At 57.0% G+C, this 19,784-nt stretch carries 17 protein-coding genes and 1 pseudogene; 10 read left to right on the forward strand and 8 right to left on the reverse strand.

Annotated elements, in window-relative coordinates:
- Positions 1-60 precede the first annotated feature (60 nt).
- Positions 61-954 carry a cation diffusion facilitator family transporter gene (locus ACYZTS_RS10820; protein WP_461995798.1) on the reverse strand — a complete coding sequence of 298 codons (894 nt, stop codon included), beginning with the start codon at positions 952-954 and terminating at the stop codon, positions 61-63.
- Between the two features lie 27 nt (positions 955-981).
- Positions 982-1,401: a polyribonucleotide nucleotidyltransferase gene (locus ACYZTS_RS10825; protein WP_461995800.1), complete on the reverse strand. Its 420-nt coding sequence runs from the start codon at positions 1,399-1,401 to the stop codon at positions 982-984.
- A gap of 109 nt (positions 1,402-1,510) precedes the next feature.
- On the opposite strand from ACYZTS_RS10825, the gene hrpB reads away from it, so the two are divergent.
- A complete protein-coding gene (gene hrpB / locus ACYZTS_RS10830; protein WP_461995802.1) occupies positions 1,511-4,030 on the forward strand; it encodes an ATP-dependent helicase HrpB in 2,520 nt (839 codons plus the stop codon).
- A 181-nt stretch (positions 4,031-4,211) separates the two neighbouring features.
- Here hrpB and ACYZTS_RS10835 read toward each other — a convergent pair whose 3' ends face one another.
- The 3 genes from ACYZTS_RS10835 to ACYZTS_RS10845 form a co-directional block, all read right to left on the reverse strand.
- Complete coding sequence (locus ACYZTS_RS10835) at positions 4,212-4,682, reverse strand: hypothetical protein (protein ID WP_028620792.1); 471 nt, start codon at positions 4,680-4,682, stop codon at positions 4,212-4,214.
- Positions 4,683-4,959: 277 nt separating this feature from the next.
- Positions 4,960-6,039 carry an endonuclease/exonuclease/phosphatase family protein gene (locus ACYZTS_RS10840; protein WP_461995804.1) on the reverse strand — a complete coding sequence of 360 codons (1,080 nt, stop codon included), beginning with the start codon at positions 6,037-6,039 and terminating at the stop codon, positions 4,960-4,962.
- Between the two features lie 128 nt (positions 6,040-6,167).
- Entirely contained in the window at positions 6,168-6,842 is a 675-nt protein-coding gene (locus ACYZTS_RS10845; protein ID WP_461995806.1) for a YciC family protein, read from the reverse strand.
- A 177-nt stretch (positions 6,843-7,019) separates the two neighbouring features.
- Between ACYZTS_RS10845 and ACYZTS_RS10850 the strand changes: the two genes are divergently transcribed.
- The 3 genes from ACYZTS_RS10850 (at position 7,020) to ACYZTS_RS10860 (ending at position 9,025) form a co-directional block, all read left to right on the forward strand.
- Entirely contained in the window at positions 7,020-7,775 is a 756-nt protein-coding gene (locus ACYZTS_RS10850; protein WP_461996403.1) for a DUF2076 domain-containing protein, read from the forward strand.
- Positions 7,776-7,911: 136 nt separating this feature from the next.
- Entirely contained in the window at positions 7,912-8,391 is a 480-nt protein-coding gene (locus ACYZTS_RS10855; protein WP_017340917.1) for a LabA-like NYN domain-containing protein, read from the forward strand.
- Positions 8,392-8,413: 22 nt separating this feature from the next.
- Entirely contained in the window at positions 8,414-9,025 is a 612-nt protein-coding gene (locus ACYZTS_RS10860) for a 3'-5' exonuclease (RefSeq protein ID WP_461995808.1), read from the forward strand.
- Positions 9,026-9,147: 122 nt separating this feature from the next.
- Here ACYZTS_RS10860 and ACYZTS_RS10865 read toward each other — a convergent pair whose 3' ends face one another.
- On the reverse strand, positions 9,148-9,603 hold the full coding sequence (locus ACYZTS_RS10865; protein ID WP_461995810.1) for an Lrp/AsnC family transcriptional regulator: 456 nt from the start codon (positions 9,601-9,603) through the stop codon (positions 9,148-9,150).
- A 163-nt stretch (positions 9,604-9,766) separates the two neighbouring features.
- Between ACYZTS_RS10865 and yedA the strand changes: the two genes are divergently transcribed.
- Together yedA and ACYZTS_RS10875 are read left to right on the forward strand one after the other, a co-directional pair.
- Positions 9,767-10,693, forward strand: a complete 927-nt coding sequence (gene yedA / locus ACYZTS_RS10870) for a drug/metabolite exporter YedA (protein WP_028620786.1) — start codon at positions 9,767-9,769, stop codon at positions 10,691-10,693.
- An 88-nt stretch (positions 10,694-10,781) separates the two neighbouring features.
- Complete coding sequence (locus ACYZTS_RS10875) at positions 10,782-12,116, forward strand: DEAD/DEAH box helicase (protein ID WP_028620785.1); 1,335 nt, start codon at positions 10,782-10,784, stop codon at positions 12,114-12,116.
- A gap of 98 nt (positions 12,117-12,214) precedes the next feature.
- Here ACYZTS_RS10875 and ACYZTS_RS10880 read toward each other — a convergent pair whose 3' ends face one another.
- A complete protein-coding gene (locus tag ACYZTS_RS10880) occupies positions 12,215-13,462 on the reverse strand; it encodes a TIGR03862 family flavoprotein (protein ID WP_461995813.1) in 1,248 nt (415 codons plus the stop codon).
- 199 nt (positions 13,463-13,661) lie between these two features.
- Positions 13,662-14,192, reverse strand: a pseudogene (locus ACYZTS_RS10885) (histone deacetylase family protein); the annotation flags it as partial.
- 219 nt (positions 14,193-14,411) lie between these two features.
- Here ACYZTS_RS10885 and ACYZTS_RS10890 point away from each other — a divergent pair.
- The 4 genes from ACYZTS_RS10890 to ACYZTS_RS10905 are packed head-to-tail and all read left to right on the forward strand — an operon-like array spanning position 14,412 to position 19,611.
- Positions 14,412-15,581, forward strand: a complete 1,170-nt coding sequence (locus ACYZTS_RS10890; protein WP_461995815.1) for a tyrosine-type recombinase/integrase — start codon at positions 14,412-14,414, stop codon at positions 15,579-15,581.
- The gene (locus ACYZTS_RS10895; RefSeq protein WP_461995817.1) at positions 15,574-17,115 is read left to right on the forward strand and encodes a site-specific integrase; all 1,542 of its coding nucleotides are present in this window, start codon (positions 15,574-15,576) and stop codon (positions 17,113-17,115) included. The genes ACYZTS_RS10890 and ACYZTS_RS10895 overlap by 8 nt, the downstream gene beginning before the upstream one ends.
- Positions 17,105-19,198 carry an integrase gene (locus ACYZTS_RS10900; protein ID WP_461995819.1) on the forward strand — a complete coding sequence of 698 codons (2,094 nt, stop codon included), beginning with the start codon at positions 17,105-17,107 and terminating at the stop codon, positions 19,196-19,198. The genes ACYZTS_RS10895 and ACYZTS_RS10900 overlap by 11 nt, the downstream gene beginning before the upstream one ends.
- Before the next feature lie 44 nt (positions 19,199-19,242).
- The gene (locus ACYZTS_RS10905; RefSeq protein WP_461995821.1) at positions 19,243-19,611 is read left to right on the forward strand and encodes a hypothetical protein; all 369 of its coding nucleotides are present in this window, start codon (positions 19,243-19,245) and stop codon (positions 19,609-19,611) included.
- The last annotated feature ends 173 nt before the right edge of the window (positions 19,612-19,784 follow it).

Here is a 19,784-nt window from a genome sequence, read left to right on the forward strand (position 1 = left end):
CAAGCTTCAAGCTTCAAGCTTCAAGCGTCATGCAGTGAGTTCAGCATATCGGCTTGCGGCTTACAGCTTGCGGCTTGACGCTGCTTTAATCGGATCGGCGTGCACCAGCACTTCGGCCCGCGGGTAAGCGACGTGGATCGCGTCGGCGGCTTGATCGCTGATGCGGTGTGCGACCGATAGCGTCAGCTCGCCCGGTAACTCCAGGTGCAGTTGCACGAACCACTGATTACCGGACACCCGCGTGCGCAAATCATGCGCGCCCAACACACCCGGCACACTGCAGGCCAGTTCGAGCATGTGCTGGCTGACGTCCACCGGCAGCTCTTCGTCCATCAGCACGGTAAAACTTTCCCGGGCAATCTGAAAGGCGCTCCAGAGGATATAAACGGCAATCGCCAGACCGAACCACGCATCGACCTGATGCCAGCCAAACCCGGCCAGAATCAGCGCGATCAGGATGCTGCCATTGAGCAGCATGTCCGAGCGGTAATGCAGCGAGTCAGCGCGCACAGCGTTTGATCCTGTGGCCTTGACTACCCGATGCTGCAACATCAGCAGCACCAGGGTCAGCGCCAGCGAAAACACAATCACGCCAATGCTGAGCCACGGCGCGCCGACTGGTTCCGGGTGCTGCAACCGATCAAACGCCTGCAGTGCAATCAGCACCGCACTGCCGCCGATAAATAACGCCTGCGCCATGCCCGCCAGCGATTCTGCCTTGCCGTGCCCGTAGCGATGATCGTCATCGGCCGGCCGCAAAGCGTAATGCACGGCCAGCAGATTGAGCAGCGACGTGACGCCGTCGAGCGCCGAATCGGTCAAGCCGGCAAGCATGCTGACCGAACCGCTCAGCCACCAGGCGATGGCTTTGGCGACGATCAACGTGCACGCCACCGCGACAGAGGCGCGGGTAGCAAGCCTCAGCAGACGGGCGTGTTCGGCGCTGGAAATCATCGGCGCGGCGGTTCCTTTAAGTCAGGCTCACGCGGCAGGGCGTAGACCGAACATGGCCAGTTGCTGAGCGCTGCCTTTATGCTGGATCAGGCGTGGATCGTCCAGCGGGAAGCTGCGACCCAGCTCGGTTTCGAGAATGGTCTGCAATTTGTGATTATCGACCTTGCCGTCGGCGCCGATGGCTTCCTGAAGTTTTTCCGGAGCCACTTGTGCGGTCTCGCCTGGCGCGTAATAAATCGCGCCGGTGGCGAAGTCCACGGCAAACGCAATCAGGCCCGGAACGACGTAGAACAGCAGGCCCACGGCGTCGAGAACGGCGATCGCCGGGTCAATCTTGCCGTCGATCTGGCCCCGGCGGTCCGGGTAGAAAATCGAGCCGCACGCAGTGAGCTGGGTCAGCAAGGTCGCAACCAACACACCGCCGATCAAGCGAAAGGGAACACGCATGGGAAATCTCCTGAGTAGTCTTGAAACGAAGCGTCGTCGATATGAATTAGGACCGCGACGAACGCCGTGCAGTTCGCCGTTATACTCGCCGCTCTGCTTTGGAGCCAGTATGAATTCGTTGCCAATCGATGATGTTTTACCCGCCCTGCGTGACGCCTTGGCGATTCGCCATGAAGCGGTGCTTGAAGCTCCGCCCGGTGCCGGTAAAACCACCCGTGTTCCATTGGCCTTGCTGAATGAGCCCTGGCTGGCCGGGCAGACCATTCTGATGCTGGAGCCGCGGCGGTTGGCGGCACGGGCGGCGGCGGAGCGATTGGCCAGTGAACTGGGTGAAAAGGTCGGTGAAACGGTCGGCTACCGCATTCGCCTGGACAGCAAGGTTGGCCCCAACACGCGGATCGAAGTGGTCACCGAAGGTATTCTCACCCGGCGCCTGCAGGATGATCCGGCGCTGGAGGGCGTGGGCCTGCTGATCTTTGACGAGTTCCACGAACGCAGTCTCGACGCGGACCTGGCATTGGCGCTAAGCCTGAACGGCCGCGAGTTGTTCCGCGAAGATCAGCCGCTGAAGATCCTGTTGATGTCGGCCACGCTGGAAGGCGAACGCCTCGCCGGGCTGCTGGATGACGCGCCGATCCTGCGCAGCGAAGGGCGCATGTACCCGGTCGAGATGCGCTGGGGCCGGCCGTTTCAGCCCGGTGAATTCATCGAGCCGCGCGTGGTTCAAACCATTCTCGACGCGTTGAATGATGAAACCGGCAGCCTGCTGGTATTTCTGCCCGGGCAAGCGGAAATCCGCCGCGTGCATCAGCAAGTCGCTGAGGCGTTGGGCGACGGCACACAAGTTTTGTTGTGCCCATTGCACGGTGAGCTGGATCTCGCCGCGCAACGCGCCGCCATCGATCCCGCCCCCGTCGGCAAGCGCAAAGTTGTGCTGGCGACAAACATCGCCGAGACCAGCCTGACCATCAATGGCGTGCGCGTGGTGATCGATGCCGGGCTGGCTCGGGTGCCGCGTTTCGACCCGGGCAGCGGCATGACCCGCCTCGATACCCAACGCATCTCCAAGGCCAGCGCCACGCAACGCGCCGGTCGGGCAGGGCGGTTGGAGCCAGGCGTGTGTTATCGCCTGTGGTCGCAGGACCAGCACGAACAACTGGCGGCGTACGCGAGCGCGGAAATCCTCTCGGCGGACCTGGCCGGTCTCGCTCTGCAATTGGGTCGCTGGGGCGTGACGCCAGGGCAATTGGTGTGGCTGGATATTCCGCCGACGGCGGCGTATGCGCAGGCGCAGGACTTGCTGGATCGACTCGGCGCGCTCGACGGTGATGCGCTGACCCGTCACGGCCAGGCGATGGCTGAACTGCCGGCGCACCCGCGCATTGCCCACCTGCTATTGCGGGGGCAGGCATTGGGTCTGGCGCAAATGGCCTGCGACGTCGCAGCACTGCTTGGCGAGCGCGATATTTTACGCGGCGCCGGTGCCGATCTGCATAGCCGGCTGGTGCTGTTGTCGGGCGAGGAACGTGCCGCGCGTGGCTCCCAGGGTGGCGTACAGCGAGCCCGGCAACTGGCGCGGCAATATCGCGGTTATCTGCGCGGCAAAGCGACCGCGCCCGTCAGCGATCCTGATCATCCTTGTTGGCTGGGCGCTTTGCTGGCCTTGGCCTACCCGGATCGCGTCGCCCAGCAACGGCGCGCGGGCGGTGCGGAATACCGGTTGGCCAACGGGCGTGCAGCGTTGTTCGCCGAAGCCGACAGTTTGATGAAGCAAGCGTGGCTGGTGATCGCCGATCTTGGCAGTCGTCAGGGCCAGCGTGAGGAACGAATTTACCTGGCGGCGGACTTCGATCCGGCACTGTTCGATTCCGTACTGGCCGAGCAGGTGCGAGTGATCGATCAACTGGACTGGGACGAGCGCGAAGGCGTGCTGCGCGCCGAGCGCCAGCGCAAGGTTGGGGAATTGATCCTCAGCCGCGAGCCACTGACCGGGCTCGACGAAAGTGCGCGCAGTCAGGCACTGGTCAATCTGGTGCGCCGTAAAGGTCTGGAATTATTGCCGTGGACGCCGGAGCTGCGTCAGTGGCAGGCGCGAGTCGCCTTGCTGCGCCAGTTGGACCTTGCCAGCAAAGGCGAAAGTGAATGGCCAGATGTCAGTGACGCTTTTCTCCTGAAAAGCCTTGAGCACTGGCTGATGCCCTATCTGGGCAAAGTCTCGCGGCTCAGTCACTTCGGCAATCTCGACCTGTCGAGCATCGTCCGTAATCTACTGCCCTGGCCGCTACCGCAGCGGCTGGACGAGCTGGCGCCGCAGCATTTGAACGTGCCGTCAGGTTCCTCGATCCGGCTGGATTACAGTGAGCAGCCGCCGATTCTCGCGGTGCGCTTGCAAGAGTTGTTTGGCCTGGCCGAGACGCCACGGATTGCCGGTGGCCGCCAAGTGGTGAAGCTGCATCTGCTCTCGCCTGCGCGTCGGCCGGTGCAGGTCACGCAGGATCTGGCGAACTTCTGGCGCAGCACTTACGCCGAGGTAAAGAAGGATTTGAAGGGACGGTATCCGAAACATTATTGGCCGGATGATCCGCTGGTGGCGGAGGCGACTGCGCGGGCGAAGCCGAGAAAATCCTGACGTCTTATCAGGTGGACTTCAAAGTGACGGCAGAAAACAATGCAACATACAGTTGGGATTTCCTTGGATTCGGGTGATACCGGCGACATCGGGACGCAGCTATCAACGGGATTATCATGGTCGCCGAACAGAAAGATTTCTTCCCTTGCTCGAGAACAGGCAGGCCGACGACCGTAACGTTTTACTTTCCAATTGCGGACAAGATGCATCCGTTTCCAAAAGGTTTTTCCATAATGCCCTCAAGACGTGGTCCGCCGGTGCCGACCACAAAAATGGGCGAGCTGTGCCACTTTCCGTCCATCGGGATGCCTGAGTGAGTCTGATTTGATGCACCGGTAGCCGATATGGTCAGGCTCGCGGACGCTGTGGCGTGATCGGGATACTTCGTTATGTGAACGTCTGTGACGCGCGCAATGTATTTTCCGGCAGCTTGCCAATCGCTGACGTTCGCGGTGATGTACTGATTCCGATGTTCAAAACTGCATCCATACCGGGTCACCCTTGCATTTTCAGGCGGTTCGCCGGGGTCGACCGTCGGTTGTGTCAGGTTTTCTCCCACGGCCGTCTGTGCCGCAGCATTTTGATGTGCGCTTAATAGTGCAACAAAGGCTAGCAGGATGGGGAACACGGGTTTTGCAATGCTTGTGGACATATAATCTCCGCTTGCAGCTAATCAGTTATTGGACGTCCGCGCGACTCGTGGTGCGGAATTGCCCTTTGGACACGCCCAGCTTCTGGCGAAATGTAGCGTGACCTGATTTTTACTACCGATTGCGAAGCGGAAATACTGTCATAGTTGACAGTTTGTTATGTTCAGTAACTATTCATTACCTTGGGGCTTGATGCCGAGTTGACGCGCTTCATTTTACTGACTGGCACACATTGCACGCTTGGCATTGAATTACCATCCCGTTTATTGCTTCAGGCCACTAGTTGGAAGTTGGTAATAGAAACCGCGCAATCACCGGCAAATGATCGGAGATCCGCAAGGTATCGTCCTGCCGCACCATCGCTTCGACCCGCTTGATCCGTGGGCTGTAGAACAGATAGTCAACCGTGCGGTCCGGGCCGTTGAGGCCTGGGTCATTAGGGTAATGAGTCAGCCACTGCGCGCGATTGACCCCGCTGGCTTCGTTGTTGGTCGGAATCATCGGGTATTTGTCCCACAGCACATGCAGGACGCTGTCGGCGGAATACGGTGACCGTTGTTCGTCGGACAGGCGTCGGTACTGGCCCAGCGGCAACAGGTTGAAATCACCCCCGATCAACCACGGCGTACCGCGACTTTCGAACTTGTCGAGGACTTTGGCCGTGGCTGTCACTTGCGCCTGCAGCGTATCGTCCGGTTGGCGGGCGCGTTCAAGGTGCGTGTTGACCACGGCCATCTGCCCACCGGTGCCGAACGGCAGATAGGCGACTAGCAGGGCATTTCTCGGCTCGAACTGGCGGCGGATGAAATTAACCGGTGCTGTTGGCAATTGCAGGCGCTCAGCGTGGTCTATCCGATAGCGGCTGAGGGTCGCCAACTGGCGGCCGACGCTGCCGAAAATCTGCGGTTCAGGTACGAATTCAGCTTTCCAGTCGAAGGCATAGGTGCTGCACGGATAGAGGTCTGCGACCCGCTCTTGCAGCAATTTGAGCTGATGCTGGTAGCCGCTGGTCTTCGCGCCGTCGTCGACTTCCTGCAGCAGCACGATGTCTGGCTGCTCGTCGCGGATTACCCGCGCCACTTCATCCAGGCTGAAGGCCATGTCGGCGGGCGTGGGGTTTTCGTCGGTGCCGGCGGCCAGGTCATTCCAGAACACATAACGTTTGCCCGCCAGGTATTGCACGTTCCAGGTCATCACCTTCAACGCCTGACCGGCCACCAGCGTGGGCGCCTGAGCATTGCAGCTGACCGGCGCGGTTTCCCTGGCCTCCGGGCGCCAGGTGAGGTTGTAGATCAGCAGGCCGGTCAGGCTGATGGCAATCAGCAAGCCCAGGAGGGTGTAGCGCAGCAGACGGGTCATGGCTCGGCTTATGGCGTTACAAAAGATGGTCCGAGGATAACCGAGCCTAAACCGCCTGCCCATCAATTAGCCGTCAAACCGCCCTCGTAGCAGCTGCCGAAGGCTGCGTCCGGCGCCCTCTCCCGTACTTAAACCGGCCGATCGATCTTTTCCGGCACATCGCTGATCAGCATGAACAGACGGAACAACACCACGCTGGTGAACAACTGCAGAAAGCTCTGTGCACTGTCTATCAGAAGCGCAATAACCGCGTTCTGCGGTTCCGGGTAAACCGTCAGCGTCGCGCCCTTGAGCAGCCACAATGGGCCCATCACGCAGAGAATACACACCAGAATGCGTAGGAAATTACCTCGGGTCAGGCGCAGGCTTTCCTTCATCGCCGCCAGTGGCGCCATGCCGCGCAGCACCAGCAGATATTCGCCGAACGCCAGTGTCACCATCAGCCAGATGCCCGGCAGAAAATACAGCGAGAGGCCGATCAGGATCAGCAGCGTGTTCAGCGCCGTCAGCAGGGCGAAGCGCGGCCACAGGGTGGCGGACATTGCCAGCAAGTCGCGGTTGCGCGGCGTCTCGCCGCGGCTGCGCGCATCCAGAAAGAGGATCAGCGCGGCGGTGTAAAGCGGGTACACCAGCAGGCCGACAATCACGCTGATACCGGGAAAACTGTCCGGCTCGGTGGACTGGTCGACCACTTGTTGCAGCACAGCTTCGACGATCACCAGTGGCAGGCACAGCCGCACAATCTGGCCCAGATTGCGTTTGAAGAAATACAGAGAGTCACGCAGTACGTCGAACGGATTCATCAGTCGGTATCGCACATCACATTGGGTGACTCACTGTAACCGATCATGTGCAGCCCGAAGCAAACGTAAACGATCGGTAAAGGCCATTGAAACATTCTGTATCACCCCCATTACTGCAGAGCACCTTGTCCACAGTGGATGAGGGCGATGATTTTCCCGGCAATCTACGAGGTCGCCATGAACAGCGAAGAACAAACCCTGATCGATGGACTGTTTTCCCGGCTGCAACAGGCCGAAACGGATTCAGCCCCGCGCGACGCCCAGGCCGAGGCGCGGATCAAGGAACACATGACTCGCCAGCCTGCGGCGGGCTATTTCATGACCCAGACGGTGCTGGTGCAAGAGGCCGCAATCAAAAGCCTCGATGAGCAGAACAAGCAGCTGACCCGGCAAGTCGAGCAGTTGCAGGCCCAGTTGCAATCGGCGAAGGCACAATCGCCAACCCCGAGCAGCGGTGGCTTTTTATCGAGCATCTTTGGTGGTGCCTCGCGTGATCCGCAACCCGCGCCGACGCACAGTGCCCCGCCGACCAATAACGGCTGGCGTGAACCGGGTCGACCTTCGTTCAACAGTCAGCCAGCCCAGCAAAACTTTGGTGCAGTACCGCCTTCGCAAAATTACGGCCAGAACTCGGCGCAGACGGCCGGCGGCAGTTTCATGGGCGGCGCTTTGAAAACCGCCGCCGGCGTGGCCGGTGGTGTGATGCTGGCGCAAGGCATCAGCAGCCTGTTCCATCACAATCAGCAGCCGGAAGTGGTCGAAGTGATCAAGGAAGAGCCGGCGCAGGTCAACGACCAGGCTGACGGCAGCAATGGTTGGGGCGATGACCAGCGGGTGGCCGACAACGCCGCCGATCAAGGCGGGTTCACCGACGCCGATTACAGCGATGACAGCTCATCGTTCTTTGGTGGTGACGACGATTCCTTCGTCTGACGCGCCATTCGTCCGGGGCGCTGCGACGCTCCGGACCGATTATTCGCGGAACATTCCTTCAGGCTGGCATACTGGGCAACTTTTCGGGCCTGGCGCCTGATTCTGCCCGCGCGTCTGTGCGCAATGAGGAACTCCGGTGAAAAAAATTGCAGTGTTCGCCGATGTGCAAAACCTTTATTACACCGTGCGACAAGCCTATGGTTGCCATTTCAACTACGCCGCGTTGTGGGCTGACATCAGCAAGCAAGGACAGATCGTCGAGGCGTATGCCTACGCCATCGATCGTGGCGACAGCAAACAGCAGCAGTTTCAGCAGATCCTGCGCAATCTCGGTTTTACCGTGAAGCTCAAGCCTTACATCCAGCGCAGCGACGGCTCGGCCAAGGGCGACTGGGATGTGGGTATCACGCTCGATATCATGGACGCCGCCGACCACGTCGACGAAGTGGTGCTCGCGTCTGGCGACGGTGATTTCGACATGCTGCTGGAGCGCATCATCGCCAAGCACGGGGTGCAAGCGGTGGCGTACGGCGTGCCGGGGCTGACCGCCAATTCGCTGATCCGTGCTGCTAGCCGCTATGTGCCGATCGAAGGCGCATTGCTGCTCAAAAATTGATTTTTACGGAGTTGAAACAGGTTTGGAACGCATAGCAGTCATCGACTTTGAAACCACCGGGATCTCTCCGAGCAGCAGTTGCCGGGCCACGGAAATTGCCGTGGTGATCCTCGAACAGGGGCGTATCGTTGAGCGTTACCAGAGCCTGATGAACGCGGGCGTGCGCGTACCGGCCTTCATCGAACAACTCACCGGCATCAGCAACGCCATGCTGCGCACCGCGCCTCCGGCAGAGCGGGTGATGAACGAGGTCAACGAGTTCGTCGGCTGCACGCCGTTGCTCGCGCACAATGCCGCATTCGACCAGAAGTTCTGGGATTTCGAGTTGGGCCGAATCAAACGTACGCGGTTGCAGAACTTCGCCTGCTCGCTGCTGCTGGCCCGTCGCCTGATACCGGCGGCGCCGAACCACAAACTCGGCACCCTGACGACCTTCGCGCAGTTACCCCACACCGGCAAGGCTCACCGGGCCATGGCCGATGCCGAAATGGCCGCCAACCTGACGGCGCATCTGGCGCAAGAACTGCGGCAGACGCACGGCTTGCGCGAGTTATCGCACGATCTGCTGGTGAGCCTGCAGAAGGTGCCGGCAGCGAAAATCACCGACCACCTTAAGCGCCATCGCGGGTTCTGATAAAACCACAAAACCCCTGTAGGAGCCGGCTTGCCGGCGATAGCGGTTTGTCAGTCGGCATCAGTGTTGAATGATGAAGCGCAATCGCCAGCAAGCCGGCTCCTACAGGGGGCGTGCCGTATTCAAATTTTCCCGTTCCCTTCCAGCTGCCCCAACGGCACGCGCTTCTCTATCGCGCTCGACAACACAATCGAGGTCTTGCTGAAGCCGAATTTGGCGATCCGGTTGATCAACTCCTCCAGCTCCGGCATCGAACCCACTGCTGCCTGCATGATCACGCAAGGGTCGCCCGTGACCCGATGGCACTCAGTCAGTTGCGGAATCTTGATCAGGTCGTCGTAGGCTTTCTGATTGCCGTGCTGGTTTAGACGCAACTCGATGACGCATTGAATCGGCAATCCCAGCTTGGCCATGTCGACTTTCGCCTGATACCCGGTGATCACCCCGCACGCTTCGAGCTTCGCCACGCGTTCGGCCACGGCCGGGGCGGACAGGTTCACCTTGCGCGCGAGTTCGGCGTAGGACGCACGACCGTTTTCCAGCAGAGCGCCGAGGAGCATGCGGTCGTATTTGTCCATGGTCGAATTCCTGAAAAATGACTGACTTTCGAAAGCACGGTTTATAGCGGTAATCTCCATGTTTTGAAAAGTGTACCGTCGCTATAAACAGGTTTTGTAACTTATTTTTCGCAGCTGGCCTTTTTAGAATAGTCGTTCAATTGTCCTGCCTGCGAGCTTCCCCATGCCTGGCCCACGTCGCTTTCCCTTGCCGCTGATCGCTGCCTTTTTTGCGCTGTACGTGATTTGGGGCTCGACCTACCTGGTGATCCGTATCGGCGTGGAATACTGGCCGCCGTTGTTGCTCGCCGGCGTGCGCTTCGTGATCGCCGGGACCTTGATGTACGCCTACCTGCGCTGGCGCGGAGCTCCGGCGCCGACGTGGGCGCAGTGGAAAGCAGCGGGGATCATCGGGATTTTGTTGCTGACCTGCGGTAACGGTGCAGTGAGTGTCGCTGAACACACCGGCGTGGCCTCGGGCGTCGCGGCGCTGGCGGTGGCGACAGTGCCACTGTTCACTTTGCTCTTCGGCTATTTCTGGGGCGCGCGCAATACCCGTCTTGAATGGGCCGGGATTGCGCTCGGGCTGATCGGCATTGGCATGCTCAACCTCGGCTCCAATCTGCAGTCGAGCCCGCTGGGCGCCGCCTTGCTGATTTTCGCCGCGGCGGCGTGGGCGTTCGGTTCGGTGTGGAGCAAACACTTGCCATTGCCGCAGGGCGCAATGGCCAGCGCCGTGGAAATGCTGGTCGGCGGCGTGGCGCTGTTGATCGGCAGCGCGCTGAGCGGGGAACACATGGAGGCGCTGCCACCGATCGAGGGCTGGGCAGCCCTGGCTTACCTGACCTTTTTCGGTTCGATCATTGCCTTCAACGCCTACATGTACCTGCTGAAAAACGTGCGTCCGGCGGCGGCCACCAGTTATGCCTACGTCAATCCGGCCGTCGCCGTTTTGCTGGGGATTGTGTTTGTCGGCGAAACCATCGGCATCGAGGAAGCATTGGCCATGCTGGTGATCATCAGCGCCGTGGTCTTGATCGGCTTACCGCAATGGCGCCGACCTGCGCAAAAACCGGCTACCGTGGTGCCGACAGAATCGAGCGTGAATTAGGGTAAACTGCGCGCCATTGCACACTTGTTTGCACCCACTTGTGGCACCCACTTGTGGCACCCGCGCTGAATTTTCCTACGGTAAACCCATGACTTTCGCCACCCTTGGCCTGATCGAACCCTTGCTGCGCTCCCTCGAGACGCTCGGCTACCAGACCCCGACGCCGGTTCAGGCGCAAGCCATTCCAGCGGTGCTGGCCGGTCGCGACCTGATGGCCGCGGCCCAGACCGGCACCGGCAAGACCGCCGGTTTCGCCCTGCCGCTCTTGCAGTTGCTGGCCATGGAAGGGCCGACAGTGGCCTCCAACTCAGTGCGCGCATTGATTCTGGTGCCGACCCGCGAACTGGCGGAACAGGTTCACGAAGCCGTTCGCCAATACGCCGAGAACCTGCCGCTGAGCACGTACGCCGTGTACGGCGGCGTCAGCATCAACCCGCAGATGATGAAACTGCGTAAAGGTGTCGACGTGCTGGTGGCGACCCCGGGTCGTTTGCTCGACCTGTATCGCCAGAAGGCTCTCAAGTTCAATCAGCTGCAAACCCTGATTCTTGACGAAGCCGACCGCATGCTCGATCTGGGTTTTTCCGAGGAGTTGGGAAATATTTACCGCGTGCTGCCGAAGCAGCGTCAGACGCTGTTGTTCTCCGCGACCTTCTCCGACGCAATCCGTTTGCTGGCCGGGCAAATGCTCAACGATCCGCTGAGCATCGAAGTCAGCCCGCGCAACGTTGCCGCCAGCACCGTCAAGCAATGGGTTGTGGTGGTGGACAAGAAGCGCAAGCCGGAGCTGTTCATTCATCTGCTGCGCAAGGGCAAGTGGAAACAGGTGCTGGTGTTTGCCAAGACCCGTAATGGTGTCGACGCACTGGTGGAAAAACTGCAGGGCCTGGGCGTTAACGCCGATGGCATTCACGGTGACAAACCGCAGGCGACCCGTCAGCGTGCGCTGGACCGCTTCAAGGCCAGTGAGGTGCAGATTCTGGTGGCGACCGACGTCGCGGCTCGTGGTCTGGATATCGAAGATTTGCCACTGGTGGTCAACTTTGATCTGCCGATCGTCGCGGAAGACTACATTCACCGCATCGGCCGTACGGGCCGGGCGGGTGCGACCGGGCAGGCTATTTCGCTGGTGTGCGCAGATGAAGTGAATTTGCTGTCAGCTATCGAGACGCTGACCCGTCAGACGTTGCCCCGGCAGATGGAGCATGACTTCGAGCCTGAGCATCGTGTACCGGATACCGACGCCAGCGGTCAGGTGGTGAAGAAGCCGAAGAAACCCAAGAAGCCGAAAACTTCGGGTGGCGGTAAGCGCAATCTGGGCAAGTGGGTGGAGAGTGGTGACGCTTCGGCGCCGGAACCTTCGATCAAGCCTGTGCGCAAAGTGCCGGTGTTTAATACTGGCCCGCGCAAGAAAAAACCTTGAAAGCAGCTATAAGTTGCAAGCTGCAAGCGGCAAGTTAGAAGCGGTTCGCTTGTGGCTTGTGGCTTGTGGCTTGTGGCTTGTGGCTTGTGGCTTGTGGCTTACAGCTTGCCGCTGCTCCTCATCCATTCCACCACCCCCATCCCCGCCGCCCGCCCACTGGCGAAACACGCGGTCAGCAGATACCCACCGGTCGGCGCTTCCCAATCCAGCATTTCCCCTGCGCAGAACACGCCGGGCAGTTGCTTGAGCATCAAACGCTCATCCATCGACTCGAACAACACACCACCGGCGCTGCTGATGGCTTCGTCCAGCGGGCGAGCTTTCACTAACGTCAGGGGTAATGCCTTGATCGCCCGGGCCAGCAACGCCGGATCGGCGAAGCTGGATGCCGGGGTCAGTTCACGCAGCAAGGCGGCTTTCACGCCATCAATCCCCAGCTGACTGTGCAAGTGTTTGGACATCGAGCGCGACCCGCGCGGTTTGCTTAAAGCCTTCTCGATTTTGTCCACAGGTCTGCCGGGCAACAGATCGATATGAACGGTGGCCGAGCCATGCAAGTTGATTGCTTCACGAATCGGTGCCGACAGGGCGTAGATCAAGCTGCCTTCAATCCCGGTCGCCGTGATCACGCATTCCCCAAGCCGAGGAATGTCGTCATTGAGCCCGATCGCGATATTTTTTAGCGGGACGCCGGCGAATTTGCTGACCATCAGTTCGCTCCATACCTGCACCTCGAAGCCACAATTACTCGGTTGCAGCGGCGCCAGTCCTACGCCCTGGTTCTCCAATGCCAGCATCCACGCACCGTCGGAACCGAGGCGCGACCAGCTGCCGCCACCGAGGGCCAGCAACGTTGCATCTGGCGTCAGGGTTTTCGGACCTTCCGGACTCGATACATCAAGACTGCCATCGGTGTTCCAGCCCAGCCAACGATGCCGGGTGTGGATAACTACGCCGTTGTCGCGCAGGCGTTTGAGCCAGGCACGCAATAGCGGCGCTGCTTTCATGTCAGTGGGAAATACCCGACCGGAACTGCCGACGAAGGTTTCGATACCCAGCTCATGAATCCATTGGCACAGTGCGTCGGCGCCGAATGAACGAAGCAGCGGGGCGATCTGCGGTGCGCGTTCGGCGTAGCGCGAGAGAAATGCCGGGTAGGCTTCGGAGTGAGTAATGTTCATGCCGCCGACGCCGGCGAGCAGAAATTTGCGCCCGACTGAAGGCATGCCGTCGTACAGGTCGACCTTGATCCCGGCCTGGCTCAGCACTTCAGCAGCCATCAGGCCGGCGGGGCCGCCGCCGATGATGGCGACGTGAGGGGGGAAGGAGGTCGAGGGCTGAGTCATGAGGTGCGCATGGTCTGGCGGAATTAAGTCGCGCATTCTAGCAGCCCACGTCCGCTCACACATTTGATCGATGTTGGTTTCAGAGGTGGTTAAAAAACAACCACAGCTCTGCAGGCTATACCTCGTAAGGCCTGCAGACCTTTCCACTCAGGTTATCCACAGGCAGTTCCACAGCCATTGTGAATAAAGCATCCACAGGTCAGTGACAACCTGATGAATCCCACACCCTTTGCGCGCTGTAATGAAGGATGCCATGCCGCCGCGCCAGCGCTTTGCGGTCCTTGCTGTAACCGCCACCAATCACGCCGACCAGCGGTATGTCCCGTCCGAGACAATGACGCATCACGCTTTCATCACGTGCCGCCACACCTTCGTCTGTCAGCTTCAGATAACCGAGCGCGTCATCTTTGTGCACGTCGACCCCGGCGTCGTACAGCACCAGGTTCGGCTGATAGAGCGGCAGTAAATAATTGAGTGCGTCATCGACGACCTTCAGGTAATCGGCATCGCCCATGCCCATCGGCAAGGGAATGTCCCAGTCACTGTCGGCCTTGCGTGCAGGAAAATTCTTTTCGCAATGCAAGGAAACGGTGACCGCTTCCGGCGTGTTGTGCAGGATCCTCGCCGTGCCGTCGCCCTGATGCACATCGCAATCGAAGATCAGCACCCGATTCACCCGGCCGCTTTCCAGCAGGAAATGGCTGATCACCGCCAGGTCATTGAAGATGCAATTATAATGATCATTTCTTGGGTGTAAATTTATTTGGTATGCACTTAATAAAAACAGAGGCTTATTGCAATTTTTTGCACAAAAGCAATTTGTAATCTAAAGTTAATTATTGTTTACCTGTCAGGTGTGTAAACAATGAACCCTTATAGAATTAAGCTCGTGCGGTTCGATAGTGGCGAATGGTTCCCCGTCCTTTGTACTCGGCAGGATGGTATGCCCGTGCACAGCGCCACGCTTTGGGTGCTGACGGAGTTAAGATCGGCTAGCTTGTCAACGAGCACTCTGAATCAGGCACTTCGCTCGCTGATGGTGTTGTTCATTGTTCTTGATGAACAAAAAATAAATTTATGCGACCGGTTGCGCGACGGGCAGCTTTTAACATTAGGAGATATAGAAGCTATCGCTAGGGCGTGTAAATTGCCAATCTCAGCGGGTGATAGAAGACGTTTTCAAAACGGAGTAGTTGTATGGTCACATTCTACCGGTAGTTCTAATGATCAAGAGCTAAATCCCGCCACTATTGCCATACGGCTTTTTTACATTGCTCGATACCTTGACTGGATAGCTACCGATCACTTACTAAAAATAGGGGCCGGAAACTCAGGCTTCTCTAATTTAGAAAAGCTACGGGAGCTTGTATCTAAATCCATAAAAGCTCGCATTCCTTCAGTAAAACGTTTTTCAAACGTTACGCCGCGCGAGGGCTTATCTGAGAAAATGTTATCTCTTCTGCAACAGGTGGTTTTTCCCACATTTGGGCAAAATCCTTGGTTACATGAAACTGTCCGGCAGAGAAACTACTTAATGATTCGCTGGTTATTGTCCTTGGGTGTGCGACGAGGTGAATTGCTTGGTGTGAAAATTTCGGATATTAATTTCCAGACCAATGAAGTTTTGATTGCCAGGAGGGCAGATGATCCTGCGGATCCTCGCTCGAGGCAACCCAATGCCAAAACGAGCGGTCGATTATTATCGCTCGACGCAGAGTTAGCAGGGCTCACTCGAGCTTATGTAATGTCCATTCGTCGTAATGTTGCAGGCGCGCGTAAGCATGAATATCTATGGGTGGCCGATGGATCCGGCAAACCGCTGAGTCTTGCAGGACTAAATAAAGTGTTCGTCATTTTACGGAAACACTGTCCGGAATTGCCGGAAAATCTCTGCCCCCATCTTCTTCGTCATACCTGGAATGATCTTTTTTCTGAGGAAATTGATAGAAACGATGTGTCGTCGACCTTAGAAGAAAAACTACGATCACGATTGATGGGGTGGTCAGAAACGTCCGGAATGGCGCATGTGTATAACCAACGCCACATTAAGAAAAAAGCCACCGCAGTGTCCCTGCAAATGCAAAAGGAATTGCGTGTGGAGTTTCAAAGCGATGACTAAAAGTCCAGAAATAGACGTCGTAATGGCTGGAGGTGATGCCTATCCTTCACTTCCATCGATGGTTCGAACCAAAAGTGGGATTATGTTTGACCCTAACCGGCGTACGTGGTCGTACCGAGACGGTGTGCATTCGGTTCACTTGGACTTTTCGGGGCTGAATTTTTCCGCCCTGCTTGAGACTTCGGTCCACCTCACGTTGATTTGGTTTGCTGAAAATAGGGCGCCAAGCACCTTAATGGGGCACTTTATTGCTTTGAAAGCCTTTGCCTTGCGATTACAGAAAGGACGTGTTGATCCGTTGGAATTTATCAACGGAAATGACGTATTGATACATAGCGATGCCGATGACTACAAAACACGCAGTCTCTTTGCTTTTTTACGCCGATGGCATGCTATGGGCCTGCCGGGGGTTCAAGATGATGTGGTTTACGTCCTAGACAAGAAAAAGCTTCGAAAACGAGAAACGGGGATCGCCGTTTTGACGTGGGATCCCTTATTAGGTCCCTTTACGCCAATTGAGCAAGTGGGTATTCAAGATGCCTTGAATGACGCTTATGCCTCTGGGCGGTTGAGGGAAGAAATTTACTTGCTGGCCTGGTTGTTTATTGCGTTGGGTTCCCGCCCTGTTCAGTTGGCTGCCTTGAAGGTTTGTGATGTCGTGCGCTCTGTGGCTGCGGATGGAACAGAGTCCTTTCTTTTGCTCATCCCGCGGGCAAAGCAACAAAATCCATTGCCCCGTCAGGAACTCAAGCCTAGGGCACTAGTGAGTCAAATTGGCCGACCGCTGTTTGACTATGCTCAACGCACTAGTGAACGCTTTATTGGCGAGTTTCCAGACACACAGCAGGCGCCCCTTTTTCCTTTATCTCAGCAGTCACAGTATTTGGCGGATGGTCCAGGATGGGCCAGGTTCCATCGTACCAGCGTGGCTTTACGAAGATTGTTGGTGTCTGCGCTGGAAAAGTTGTCCGTTCGATCTGAGCGCACGGGGGCTGAGATTAATATCTGTGCCATGCGCTTTCGGCGCACGTTAGGGACAAATCTTGCTCGTGAAGGCCATGGGGTATTGGTTATCGCGGACTTGCTTGATCATTCGCGAACGGACTGTGCTGGTGTTTATGTAGCCGCTACACCAGAGCTTGCAATGCGGATTGAAAAGGCCACCGCGTTGTACATGGCGCCGCTGGCCCAAGCCTTTAAAGGTCAACTGATAGCTCATGAGGGCAGTGCTGTTCGTGCGGCAGACCGTTCCAGCCGAATTATTGATCTGCGTATCGATCAAAGCGCACGACCGATGGGGTCTTGTGGAAGCTTTAGTTTCTGCGGATTGAATGCTCCCGTGGCTTGCTACACCTGCCAATGTTTTCAACCTTGGTTGGACGGACCGCATGAGGCGGTCCTGGATTACTTGCTAGAGGATGCTAAACGTTTTTCGGACGCGCGTATTGCGGCGATCAATGATCGAACGTTGCTCGCGGTGGCAGAGGTGGTCCAATTATGCCGCAGTAAAAAGGAGCAGGCTCATGGACGATAGAGTTATCCTGTTCCAGCCCCGAGCAAAGCTTGCGGCTGGAGAAAACTTAAGGGAATTTATTACTTTCGCCAGAGATTCTCTGACGGCCTTTGGTAGTGGGCTGATCTTTGATGCAGATAGTTGGGATGTCACCAATTTTGTTCGGTTGAAACGACGCAACTCTTGTTCAAGCATCCGATTTCATGGGTTCCCCAGTGGGCGAGGGCAAAGGGATTCTTGTTCCTTACCTCAGCCTTACAAAGACTTTGCCAAATCTTACTGTCGTTATGATTATGCGTTGAGTGCGTATACCACCGTCAGCTCACGATTGGCCGCACTCCGTGCTCTGGCTGCAGCTATAGAGGAAACGGAGGATTGTGTCACACCTATCAAAGCCGATCTGGGGCATTTTAATCGCGCGTGCGCGATACTTAATGAGCGTTATCAAACCTCCGCTGCCTATTTTGCCAGTGTAGAACTCAAGCGTATTTCGCACTTTCTTGTCGAGCATCAGCTCTGCACTGTGCCAATTCAATGGCAAAACCCGCTTCGGGCGCCAGAGAGCTTTGGGCGCGGCGTTGGGCCGAAGTTTGATGCATCGCGTCAGGCCCGTCTGCCCTCGTCGGCCTCGTTAGAGGCGATTGCCGAAATCTTCGGAGTAGCCGAGAAATCGGGTGATGTCTTTACCTCTTGTGTGTGCGCGTTATTGGCGTCGGCACCGAGCCGTATTAATGAAGTGCTGTCCATTTCAAACCAGTGCGAAGTCGAGGAGTTCGATCCAAAAACAAATCAACATTTGTATGGATTTCGCTGGCGGCCTTCAAAGGGTGGAAAGGCACAGGTCAAATGGGTGGTGCAATCCATGACCAGCGTTGCTCGCGAGGCGGTAAGTAAACTCAGAAGCATTTCTATGCCCGCGCGGGAAGTGGCACGGTGGTATGAGCAACATCCGGATGCCATTTATTTACCTGCGGAATTGGAGGCGCTTCGAGAGAAAACGCTTATAAGCTCAGAGCAGGTGAGTGCGATTGTTTTTCACACCCCGCCGCCCAATGTCAATCAAGCCGAACGTGGGTCCTCCTGGTGCAGGAATCAGGGGATCATTGAGCAAATTCCATATGATCCTCAGCATAAAGATGCCCCTAGGTTTTTGTTCGCGGACGTTGAACGAGTGATTATTTCGATGCTGCCATTCAACTTTCCGATGGCGGACCAGAAGAACAACCTGAAATACAGTGAAGCACTTTGCTTGACGCGCCTTAATGAATTAGTCGAAGCGTGGGGAACGTACCGTGGGGTAATCGTCTTACCAGACACCGGTTATATTCAGAAGCAATTGTCTAGTGCGCGAAGGGCCCTCAATATTTTTGATCGTTTCGGATATCGTGAATCAGATGGCAGCCCAATGAAAATCACGACGCATCAATTTCGTCATTATTTAAATACCGTGGCGCAAATGGGCGGATTATCGCAACTCGACATAGCCAAGTGGAGCGGTCGGGCCAAGGTTGGACAGAACAGGTGCTATGACCACCAATCCGACAGGGATGTGCTGGCACTCGCCAGGTCCGCTTTAGGTCATCCGGAAAAGTCGGCTGGGCATATCGCGAGTATTCCACCCAGCAGTTTGATTGCACGGGATCAGTTTGCAGCACTGAAGATCGTGACCGCCCATACAACGGACCTAGGATATTGCCTGCACGATTTTTCCATGCTGCCTTGTCAGCTCTATCGAGATTGCCTTAATTGTGATGAACATGTGTGCATTAAAGGTGATTTGGTCCGAGAGCAGGCTGTACGTCAGCATCGTCAGGAAACCCAGGTACTCCTCGCGAAAGCCTTAGAAGCGCTGGGCGAGGAGGCGTTTGGTGCCAACCGTTGGGTCGAACACCAGACACTGACCCTAAAACGATTGGATGAACTGTGTGCCATTTTTGACGACTCTTCCGTTGCCACGAACGCGATTATCCAGCCGCGTGGGGTTGTACCCGCGTCAAGATTGGAACAGTTACTGGCGCATCATCAAAGTGTGAAAGCGCGTGAACTACAAGGCCCGGTTATTGAAGATCCAACTGTGCCACGCATAGAGTCAGAGGACCTGTGATGTCTCGCTCGAGAAACCTTACCCCTGGTGCTATAGAGCAGATCGTGTCGATCCTTGATGGCTGGTCTGGAAAGTTGACCTGGGACCTTCTGATCCAAAGCGTCGCTCGCCGTTTGCGGGGGACCTATACGCGTCAGGCGCTTCATAAACATGAACGGATTAGGAATGCGTTCGCTTTACGTAAAAAAACACTCGCCATTTTGGTTGGGAAGAAGAAGGCCATAAGCCCAGAGTCACAAGCGACGAACGAGCGAATCGCACGTTTGGAAGGCGAGAATCAGCGCCTGAAAATGGAGAATGGTCGACTGCTCGAACAATTTGTGCGGTGGGCCTACAACGCTTACAGCAGGGGCTTGGATGAACAGTTCCTATCCCGCCCTCTACCCGCCATCAATCGACAGCAAACACCCTAGTGGATGGCAGGCGCTAATACTGGGTGGAGATCATCCTGACGCTGCGACCGCCCTCTGTAATTTCAGGGAGCTTGGGATTAGTATTTTTGTTTATAGAGCAATGCTATGTCTGTCGGCTACTACTTGGCTTGCCTTGAAACCCAGCGATATGTCTGGATCGGCACGCTTGGCGA

The organism is Pseudomonas sp. TMB3-21 (genome assembly GCF_054898145.1).